Source organism: Oceanivirga salmonicida, from assembly GCF_001517915.1.
Taxonomy (GTDB): Bacteria; Fusobacteriota; Fusobacteriia; order Fusobacteriales; family Leptotrichiaceae; genus Oceanivirga; species Oceanivirga salmonicida.
Genome location: NZ_LOQI01000107.1, coordinates 1 through 2,415, shown reverse-complemented (window position 1 = coordinate 2,415; position 2,415 = coordinate 1). Strand labels below are relative to the sequence as shown.

The 2,415-nt window shown below is 25.6% G+C and carries 2 protein-coding genes; both read right to left on the bottom strand.

Annotated elements, in window-relative coordinates; translation table 11 throughout:
- A partial coding sequence (locus AWT72_RS09785; protein ID WP_197407645.1) for a hypothetical protein occupies positions 1–427 on the bottom strand: 427 nt, incomplete at its 3' end.
- The coding region (locus AWT72_RS08295; protein ID WP_156413122.1) for an alpha/beta hydrolase family protein at positions 424–2,415 on the bottom strand (1,992 nt) is incomplete at its 5' end. The genes AWT72_RS08295 and AWT72_RS09785, both read right to left, overlap by 4 nt.

Genomic DNA, 2,415 nt, shown 5'->3' with positions numbered 1-2,415 from the left:
ATATTTTAAATATTCTTTCTTTATTCTTTTGGATATATTCATCTATTTTTTCAAAATGATTTCCTTTTGACTTATCATATAGAAGTTCATTTATTATATATTCTTTTTCTCTAACATAATGAATATCTAGTTTCAAATCATCTTTTTTCCATTGACTTTCATAATCTATTTTAAAATAATTTGTTTTTAATTTTTTTGGTTTATTATGTTCTACAATATAACCTGATGCTTGCGGTACTCCAAAAGAACTATAATGGTATACCGATATTTCATTCTTATTCATTATTATATTTTTTTGTTCTTTATATTCCTTAATTACCTTTTTCTTATATCCTTTATTATTATGATTTAAATAACAGGATAGTGGAGTTACAAGAAAAATAAAGAAGAATAAATATGTAAAAAATCTATCTTTACTTTCTATCATCTTTTTGCTCCTTTTTTAATATTTATATTTTTTATCTTATATTTCTTTTTTTGATTAGTAAATTTATCTACTTTAGAATCAACAATCGCATTTTGATGATGCTCCATTAATCTTTTAAATCTATTTCTGGATAATTCCAAATATTTTAAAATATCTCCATTTTTTAATGCTTTTTGTTCTTCTTTATCATTTTCTTCTTTTAAATTTGTACTATTTTGAAATGCTAAAATTTCATAATATGTTGCAACTTCAGTTCTTATTTGATTATTTTCATCAACATATCTGCCCCCAAAATAAGGAACTAGTTTATAACGAGAATTGGCTATTATTTCATCATTCTCATTTTTAGTTGTTCCATTAGCTAAGCCCTTATTTGGAATCACACCTAATAAATCTGTATACCCACTTACATCTCTTGGATCTGTATTTAATTCTTTTGCAAATTTTCTTTCTTTTTCAATTCTTATAGCAATCTCTCTTTTTAAAATTTCATCTTTTACTACTGGAGTAGGGTCAGAAACAAATGATTGTGTATTTTCAATTCTTAAAGATAAATAATTCGCAATTCCTCCACCTAAAGAATGACCTACAAGTAAAATAACTTTCCCCTGCATTTCAGAATTTTCAGATATTAAATCCATAACTTCTTTGTATGCTGATAAATATTGATCATTATTTCTACGAGTTAATTGTTCATCAGATTTTAAATCTTTTAGTTTTTCAAATATTCTTTTATCATTAAATTGTGTCCCTCTAAATGCGATTATAAATTCTTTTGTTTCTATATCTTGTAAAGCATAACCTCTTAATCCTGTTTTTGGATCATCTATTACTTCAATAACTTTAAGATTTTTAAATTCACCAAAAGTATCATCTTTATTATAATCATTATATGCTGTCAATCCCATTTTATCTGCTTGATCTCCAGTATAGCCTTTCAAATCAATAGTTGTTTTAACTTGATTTGGATTATCAATAAATAATTTTAAAGATTTTTGTGGTTTAAACTTTTCTTCATTTTCTTTTGCTAATTTTCTCTCTATTATCATATTTTTTGCAACTATTATTTTTTGTTCCTTAGTTAAACCAATATATTTATTTTTATATTCTTTTCCATAAAAACCTTTTTCTATCATTTCTCTTTCTTTTGCAATTTCTTTTTTTGTTGCAGCTGGAGCATATGTATAATGTCTAAATTCTTTCATCATTTCTTTTGGTATATAAACTGTATTTATTGGCCCTTTTGTCTTTCCTGGCTTTATTTTTGCATACTCATCTTGCTTATAATGTAATGAGTTATAATCTACACCCTCGTCACCATATCTCCATCTTTTTGTTTCATACCCAACTAAAGTTTCCATATTGTCTAAATCATATATATCTACATTATTTACATATATTACTAATATATCATCTTTTGTAGTAGATGCATAAACTAATTCATTGTTTTCATTTAATCTATTACTTGCAAATATTACACCTTTATATTTCTTTCCTCCTAATTCACCAATTCTAGTAAAATATTCTATTGCCTTTTTTGGTTTATCTTCTGGTTTGGCTTTTGCAATTTCTTTTCTTAAAAATTTAAGTTCTGTTTCTGTCTTAAGATTATTATCTAACATTGCATCTGAAATTTGTGTACCTAAATCAGTTTTTTCAACATTTTTAAAAACGTCTATTGCTCTAGCATATGCTTTAGGAGTATTTATAACATTTGTTAAATCATCTGCAAACTTTAATGCTCCACCTGGCATCGCTAAGTCTAAATGTAAGTTATAGTTTACTCCATGCACTCTAAGATTTGATTTTGTTATTTCTCCTTTTTTATTAAATCCTAATCCTAAACCATTTCCTTTATGGTAGACACTTCCTCCTCCACCATGTACATTCCCATCTCTATCGTAGTCTACATTTATTCCTATTTCAGTATCATTTTTCTTTACATTTATGTTTGCTCCATTTGTTCCTGCTAATATACTAAATCCTGA